Consider the following 6,502-nt stretch of genomic DNA (forward strand, 5'->3'; position numbering starts at 1 on the left):
CGCCCCGGCCGCCGCCGTGCCCACCCGCAGCTCCGCCCCGCTCCCGGTCCCCGCCTCCACCACCGGGGAGAACCCCGCCGCGCCCGCGCCGACCCCCACCGCCCCGGCCCGGCCGGCCCCCGACGAAACGGCCACGCCCACGGCGTCCGCGACGCCGACGCAGCCCACCCAGCAGCCGGTGGCACCGCTGCCCGAGCTGGCGCGGATCAGCAGCAACGGCGGCACGCTGGACAACTCCTACTCCAAGGACCGGGACGGCAACCAGGTCGACACCTTCGATGCCAACGGCACGCTGGCGCAGGTGTGGCGGCTGGACAAGGTCGACGAGGGTAGGTACTACCTGCGCAACGCCTCCAGCAACTTCACCAAGGGGCTGGACCAGGACAGGGACAGCGGTCGGGTGCAGATCTGGACGAGCCCGCCGTCCAACTGGAACCAGGTCTGGGCCATCACGCCGGTTCCGGGCGGCCACCGGATCGTCAACGCCGACACCAACCTGTGCCTGACGTCCGACGGCGTGGGCCACTGGGTCCGAGTGGCGCCCTGCTCGGGCGCGGACAACCAGGTGTGGACGTTGAGGTGAGCCGCCGGCCGCCGGCCGGGCCTTGGGAGGGTCACTCCGGCAGCCAGGACGGCCACTGCCGGCGGGGCCGCACGGCGGGCCCGCCCGGGCCGATCAGGGCGCGCAGCCGGTTGGCCTCGGGGGAGCCGAGGGAGGCCAGGATGTCGTAGGCCTCCGACCGGTGGGCCCGGGCCGCGTCGCCGTCGCCGTCCCCGCCGCGCTCGGCGAGTACGTCGCCGAGCGCCGCCAGGGCCAGCCCCCGTCCCCGGCGGTCGCCGTCGAGCGTCAGCACCTCGACCGCCCGGTCGGCCGCCGCCACGGCTTCCTCGCCGCGGCCGACGGCGCGCAGCGACTCGGTGAGCCGCAGCAGCGTACGGCCCGTGCGGCGCCGGTCGTCCGGCCGCAGCAGGGACAGGGCGTTGCGGTGGTGGTGCAGGGCCTGTTCGAACTCGCCGCGGTCGTGGGCGATCGTCCCCATCGAGTCGAGGGCGAGCGCCTGGAGGTCGTGGTCGGCGAGCCGGTGGCAGATCAGCAGGGACTGGTCGACGACGCGGACGGCCGCGTCGAACCGGCCGAGTTCGGTGAACGCGCGGGCCAGGTTGAGCAGTTCGGCCGCCACCGAGCGCCGGTCGCCGAGCTTCTCCCAGGCCGAGACCGCCGCCGTGAAGCCGGCGACCGCGTCGCCCGGCCGGCCGACCTGGACGAACAGGGCGGCCAGTGAGGCGTGGGCCAGGGCGAGGAGCGGCCCCGGCAGGTCGTGGGCGGTGCACAGGTCGCGGGCCCTGAGCAGTTCGGCGAGGGCCGCGGGTTCGGAGCCGACCTCGGTGAGCAGTCGTCCGAGCACCAGCCGGGCCCTGACCTCGGCCGTGCGGTCGCCCTGCCGGAGGGCGGCCCGGAGCAGGACCTTGGCCGCGTGTCCGAGCGGCCGGGTGGCCTGGCCGGTGTCGCACAACAGGCTGCAGCCGAGCAGCAGTTCGGCGACCAGGTCGAGCCGGGGCGGCTCGGGGAGCCCGGCGTACTGGCCGACGAGTGCGCCGATGCCGTGGTAGTCGACGCGGCCGTGGGGCGGTGCCGCCGCACGCAAGGCGGCACCGCCACCGGCACCGCCATCGGCTCCGGCACCGCTGTCGGCAACGGCACCGGGCAGGGCGGCGCGGGCGGCGGACGGGCCGAGGGCCGCGACGGTCTCGGCGTGGTGGTGGGCCGCCAGCCGGGTGAGCACGGCGGCCGGGAAGTCCTCCGCCGCCTCCGCCTGCGAGCCGGCCCCCGCCTGCGGGTCGGCCTGCGGGGCCGGGGCGAGCTGCTGGGCGAAGGCGCGCAGCAGGTCGTGGTACCGGTAGCGGTCCGGGGGCGCGGTCTCCAGCATCGAGCAGTCGACCAGAGACTCGGCCAGTTCCTCGGCCTCCTCCTCGGGCAGGCCGAGCACCGCCGCGACCGCGCCCGGCGACAGGTCCGGCACCTCCGGCACCGCCAACAGCCGGAAGGCCCGGGCCTGTTCGGGCGTCAGCTGGTCGTAGCCGAAGCGGAACGCCGGTTCGACGGCGAGGTCTCCGGCGCGCAGCACGTCCAGCCGGCGCCCGTCGCCGGACAGCTTGTCGAGCAGCCGGGCCATGGTCCAGTCCGGCCGGCAGGCGAGGCGGGCGGCGAGGATGCGCACGGCCAGCGGGAGGTGCCCGCAGAGCCGGACGAGTTCCGCGGCCGTCGGCTCCTCGGCCCGCAGCCGCTGCCCGCCGATCACCCGGCCGAGCAGGCCGAGGGCCTCCTGCCGGGCGAAGGCGGACAGTTCGACGACGTGCGCGTTGGGCAGCGAACCGAGCCTGGCCCGGCTGGTGACGAGCACGGCGCAGCCGGGTCGGCCGGGCAGCAGCGGCCTGATCTGTTCGGCGTCCCGGGCGTTGTCGAGGACCACCAGCACGCGCCGGCCGGAGAGCAGCGAGCGGAACTGGGCGGAGCGCTCGACGAGCCCGGGGGCCAGTGCGTCCGCCGGTACGCCGAGGGAGCGCAGGAAGGTGCCCACGGCCTCCTCGGGGCGGGTCGGGCGGCCGTCGGCGCCGTGCAGGTCGAGGTAGAGCTGGCCGTCGGGGAAGTCGGCGGCCAGCTCGTGCGCGACGTGGACGGCCAGCGCCGTCTTGCCCACGCCGCCCAGGCCGGAGACGGTGGCCACGGGCACGGTGCCGGGGGCGAGCAGGACGGCCCGCAGGGCCTCGGTCTGCGCCTCGCGGCCGGTGAAGTCGGCGAGGTCGGCCGGGACCTGGGTCGGCCGGACCGCCGCCCGGTACGGCGGGCGCTCCTGGTGGGCCGGGCGGGCCGCGGCGGCGGGCCGGGGCCGCGCGGGCGCCACGAGGCCGGCGTCGGCCACCAGGATCCGGCGCTGCAGCTCGCGCAGTCCGGGCCCGGCGCTGACGCCGAGCTGCTCGCGCAGCCGCCGGTCCGCCGCGCGGTACACGCCCAGGGCCTCGGCCTGCCGGCCGGTTCCGTAGAGGACGAGCATCAGCAGCTCGGAGAACCGTTCCCTGAGCGGGTGTTCGGCCACGACGGCGCTCAGTTCGGCGACGATCTCGCCGGACGGTCCGGCCTCGACCTCGGCCTCCAGGCACGACTCCAGGACGGTCACCCGGCGTTCGGCCCACTCGCCGCGCTGGCGTTCGGCGTAGGGGCCGGGGAGCGCGGTCATCGGCTCGCCCTGCCACAGGGCCAGTGCCGAGCGGAGCACGCCGGCGGCGTGGGCGTGCTCGCCGTCGGCGCGCAGCTCCTTCGCCTCGTCGAGGAGCTCCTCGACGCGGTGGGTGTCCAGTGCGCCCGGGTCCAGGGCGAGCAGGTAGCCCCCGCTGAGCGTGGTCGGCGCGTCGGGCCCCAGGACGCGGCGCAGGCGGTGGACGTAGGTGCGGATCACGGCGGAGGGCTTGGCGGGCGGCTCCTCGCCCCACAGGTCGTCGACGAGCTGACCGGTCGACACCGGGCGGCCGGCCCGCAGCAGCAGCGCGAGCAGCAGGCTGCGCTGCTGCGGCGACCCGAGCACGAGCTCGCCGCCGTCCCGCCACCCCCGCAGCGGCCCCAGCACCGCGAACCGCAAACCACCCACCAGCCGTCCCCCTCCGCCCGAACAACGATCCCCCCGGCGCATGATACCGACCGCATCACCCCTGGTCAGAGGCGCCGTGCCCGGTCCGGGCGGTCGACGACGCGCTGCTTGTCCATCACCTGTCAACACATTGTCGACCGCCTGTTGACGGGCCCGGCCGAGGCTTCGAGCAGCAGGACCGCACCGACGCGGTCCGAGAACGAGAGGAGTACCCCATGGCACAGCGGAAGTCCCTGGTCCGTACGGCGCTGGCCGCGGCGGGCGTCGCCGCCGCGCTGTTCGCGACGGCCGCCCCGGCCGGCGCGGCCACCGCGGACCAGCAGCCGGCGCAGGCGCTGAGCGCGGCGCGCAGCACGCAGGTCGCGGTCGTCAACTGGACGGGCTGCGAACTGCGCCTGCAGAACGCCTGGCTGGACCACGGCATCTGGTCGAGCGGCCTGGCCCCGGACGCCATCGTGCGCGACGGGAACACCGGGCGCTGGCAGTCCGAGAGCGACGGCTTCCTCACCGGGACCGAGGGCCACGTCATCTACGACGCCGAGAACTGCGGGAACCCCGGGCTCAACGGCAAGCGCGTGCAGCTCCACTGGAACAACCCGTACGCCGGCAGCAACGGCTACGACTCCGCCGGCTCCGACCCGATGTTCCGGTTCGCGCAGAGCGGGGGCAGTGGCAACAACGCCGCCGTGTACTGGACGATCACGGGCCCCTGAGCGGTAGCCGGTTGACCGTCGGGCGCCCGGCCGGGACCTTCCCCCCTCGGCCGGGCGCCCCGGGCGCACGGCGGTCCCGGCAGGTGCCGCCCGGGAGAGCGGAACGGCCGGTTTCGGCCAGTCGCGCCGACAGTGGATACAACTGATCGCATCCTCGGCATGCTGACCGCACAGCTTGTTCGAGATGCGACGAAGGAGAAGGTCATGCGTCGAATTGCGGCTCTGGGAACCGGTGCGGCGCTGCTGGTGGCCGCCGGTGTGATGGCGGCGCCGGGGGCGTCGGCGACCTCGTACTGCAGCACCACCCAGGGCACGAACTGGGGATCGGTGAGCTGCCAGACCACCGCCACCAAGAACCACTGGCAGCTGGTGCTGGTCTGCAACAACGACAACGTCAAGGGCAACCAGACGACGGTCCTCGGCTCCTGGCACATGGGCAACGGGAGCGACACCCTCTACTGTCCGACCGGCTACAGCGCGGCCTACACCAAGGTCAACAACGACAACTGACCCACCGCACAAGGGCGTCGGCCGTCGTCGCCTCGGCGGCGACGGCCGACACCTCGGCGCCTGCGCGGTCCCGGGGGCCGGTCCGCTCACGTCATCGTGTAGCTGAAGTTCGACTTGAAGGAGTTCATGGAGCCGACCGCGATGGTCTCGCAGGCCGTGTAGAACTGCTTCTCGTCGTTGGGGTCGAAGCCGTTCGCGGACACGAGCTGGGCCAGTGACCTGAACTCCTGGAGGATGCGGGCGTTGAGCTCCGCGTCGGGCTCCTTGCCGGCGCGGTGGTACTGCGAGTCCGCCGATCCGCCGCCGGCCTTGGCGAACAGGGTGAACGTGTTCATCGCTTCGTGGAGCGTGGCCGTCTCACCGGTGACCACCTTGTTGAACGCCGCGACGGCCGCGGTCGGGTTGGCGGCCGCCCGGCGGAACTCGGCGCCCTGGATGATGGCCACGATCTTGGCGCAGTACTTCTGCGCGTCCTTGGGCAGATCGTCGAACGGCCTGCTGCCGCTCTCCGACAGCGCCTTGATGAACCGGTTCGCCAACTGCTGCTCCGTGAGGCCCGACTTGCTCCTGGCCAGGTCGAACAGCTGGGAGTAGTCGCCCTCCTGCACGCTGCCGAGAACGAAGTTCCCGCCGGCGCCGATGGTGTAGGAGGCACCGTCCTCCACGTCGCTGTACGTGAACGGGTTCACCATCGCCTGCCGGTTGCGGAACGCCTCCAGGTCGAGGCTGACCCCGCGCAGGGACAGCCGCCGGCGCACTTCCTTGTGGCGCTTCATCTGCTCCTCGTCGGAGATCGTCAAGGTGTGCTGGAGCGCCCCGGTGGCGACGGCGACGGGCGTCACGGGCGCCAGGTTCTGCCCGCTCGCCGCCCGCACCCGGGCGTGGGCCGCGTCGATGAGCTTCTCGTACGAGGTGAAGTGTTCGGATTCCTCCGCGTCGGCCATCCTCCCGATCTCGGCCAGGATGGCCTTCCTGTCCGCCTCCGGCAGGTTCTTGTGACGCCCGGCATTCCACTGGACCTTGTCGGTCTCCCCCGAACTGCCGATCGTTCCCCTGGCGACGGTGACGACCCGCTGCACCGCCGGGGCCGCCCCGCCCGGGGCACGGTCCACGCGGCCGGGCGCGTCCGGGACGGCGACGGCCCGCTGCACCGGCGCCGCCATCACCCGGCGCGCGGTCGCCTCCGCCTCGCGCTCGAAGCGGTCGGACGGGTCGCTGACGCGCAGGCCGTTCCCGTGGTCCGTCCCGGCCACCGGGCCGTTGCGCTGCTGGATCACATGGGTCAACTCATGGGCCAGGGTGTGCTTGTCCGCCCCTGCGGCACCGAGGACGACATGGCTGCCCGAGGTGTAGGCGCGGGCACCCACCTCCTGCGCCGAACGCTGCGCGGCCGTGCCGGTGTGCACCCGCACGTCGGAGAAGTCCGCCTGCAGCCGCTGCTCCATCTCCTCCCGCAGCCCGGCGTCGAGCGGCCGGCCCGGCGACCCGAGGACCCGGTGCACGGCGGAGCGCTGCACGGGCGCCCCGCCGCCGTCCGGCTCCCGCGAATGCTCTCCGAGATGCGACGGCTTCAGCAGCGCGTCCAGGACCTTGAAGCCGAGCTCCTTCGGATGCAGGCTGAGAACGACGCTCTGA

5 protein-coding genes are annotated in these 6,502 nt (G+C 74.2%); 3 read left to right on the forward strand and 2 right to left on the reverse strand.

What is annotated here, in order from left to right; all coding sequences use genetic code 11:
• The coding region (locus ACIQOV_RS21330) for an RICIN domain-containing protein (RefSeq protein ID WP_401050654.1) at nucleotides 1-583 on the forward strand (583 nt) is incomplete at its 5' end.
• Between the two features lie 31 nt (nucleotides 584-614).
• On the opposite strand, the gene ACIQOV_RS21335 is transcribed toward ACIQOV_RS21330, so the two are convergent.
• Nucleotides 615-3,644, reverse strand: a complete 3,030-nt coding sequence (locus tag ACIQOV_RS21335) for an AfsR/SARP family transcriptional regulator (protein ID WP_401050656.1) — start codon at nucleotides 3,642-3,644, stop codon at nucleotides 615-617.
• A gap of 215 nt (nucleotides 3,645-3,859) precedes the next feature.
• Between ACIQOV_RS21335 and ACIQOV_RS21340 the strand changes: the two genes are divergently transcribed.
• Complete coding sequence (locus tag ACIQOV_RS21340; protein ID WP_401050659.1) at nucleotides 3,860-4,357, forward strand: aegerolysin family protein; 498 nt, start codon at nucleotides 3,860-3,862, stop codon at nucleotides 4,355-4,357.
• Nucleotides 4,358-4,561: 204 nt separating this feature from the next.
• Nucleotides 4,562-4,867, forward strand: coding sequence for a hypothetical protein (locus ACIQOV_RS21345; protein ID WP_401050661.1), 306 nt, complete (start codon nucleotides 4,562-4,564; stop codon nucleotides 4,865-4,867).
• Between the two features lie 86 nt (nucleotides 4,868-4,953).
• On the opposite strand, the gene ACIQOV_RS21350 is transcribed toward ACIQOV_RS21345, so the two are convergent.
• Nucleotides 4,954-6,441 (reverse strand): DUF4157 domain-containing protein, encoded by a 1,488-nt coding sequence (locus ACIQOV_RS21350; RefSeq protein ID WP_401050663.1) that lies wholly within the window; start codon nucleotides 6,439-6,441, stop codon nucleotides 4,954-4,956.
• Nucleotides 6,442-6,502 lie beyond the last annotated feature (61 nt).

The sequence above is a fragment of the Kitasatospora sp. NPDC091257 genome (assembly GCF_044757675.1).
GTDB lineage: Bacteria > Actinomycetota > Actinomycetes > Streptomycetales > Streptomycetaceae > Kitasatospora > Kitasatospora lactacystinica.

What these genes read in the sequence shown, in the direction of transcription:
- ACIQOV_RS21340 (WP_401050659.1), top strand. Translation starts at nt 3,860, where the DNA reads ATGGCACAGCGGAAGTCCCTGGTCCGTACGGCGCTGGCCGCGGCGGGC.
- ACIQOV_RS21345 (WP_401050661.1), top strand. Translation starts at nt 4,562, where the DNA reads ATGCGTCGAATTGCGGCTCTGGGAACCGGTGCGGCGCTGCTGGTGGCC.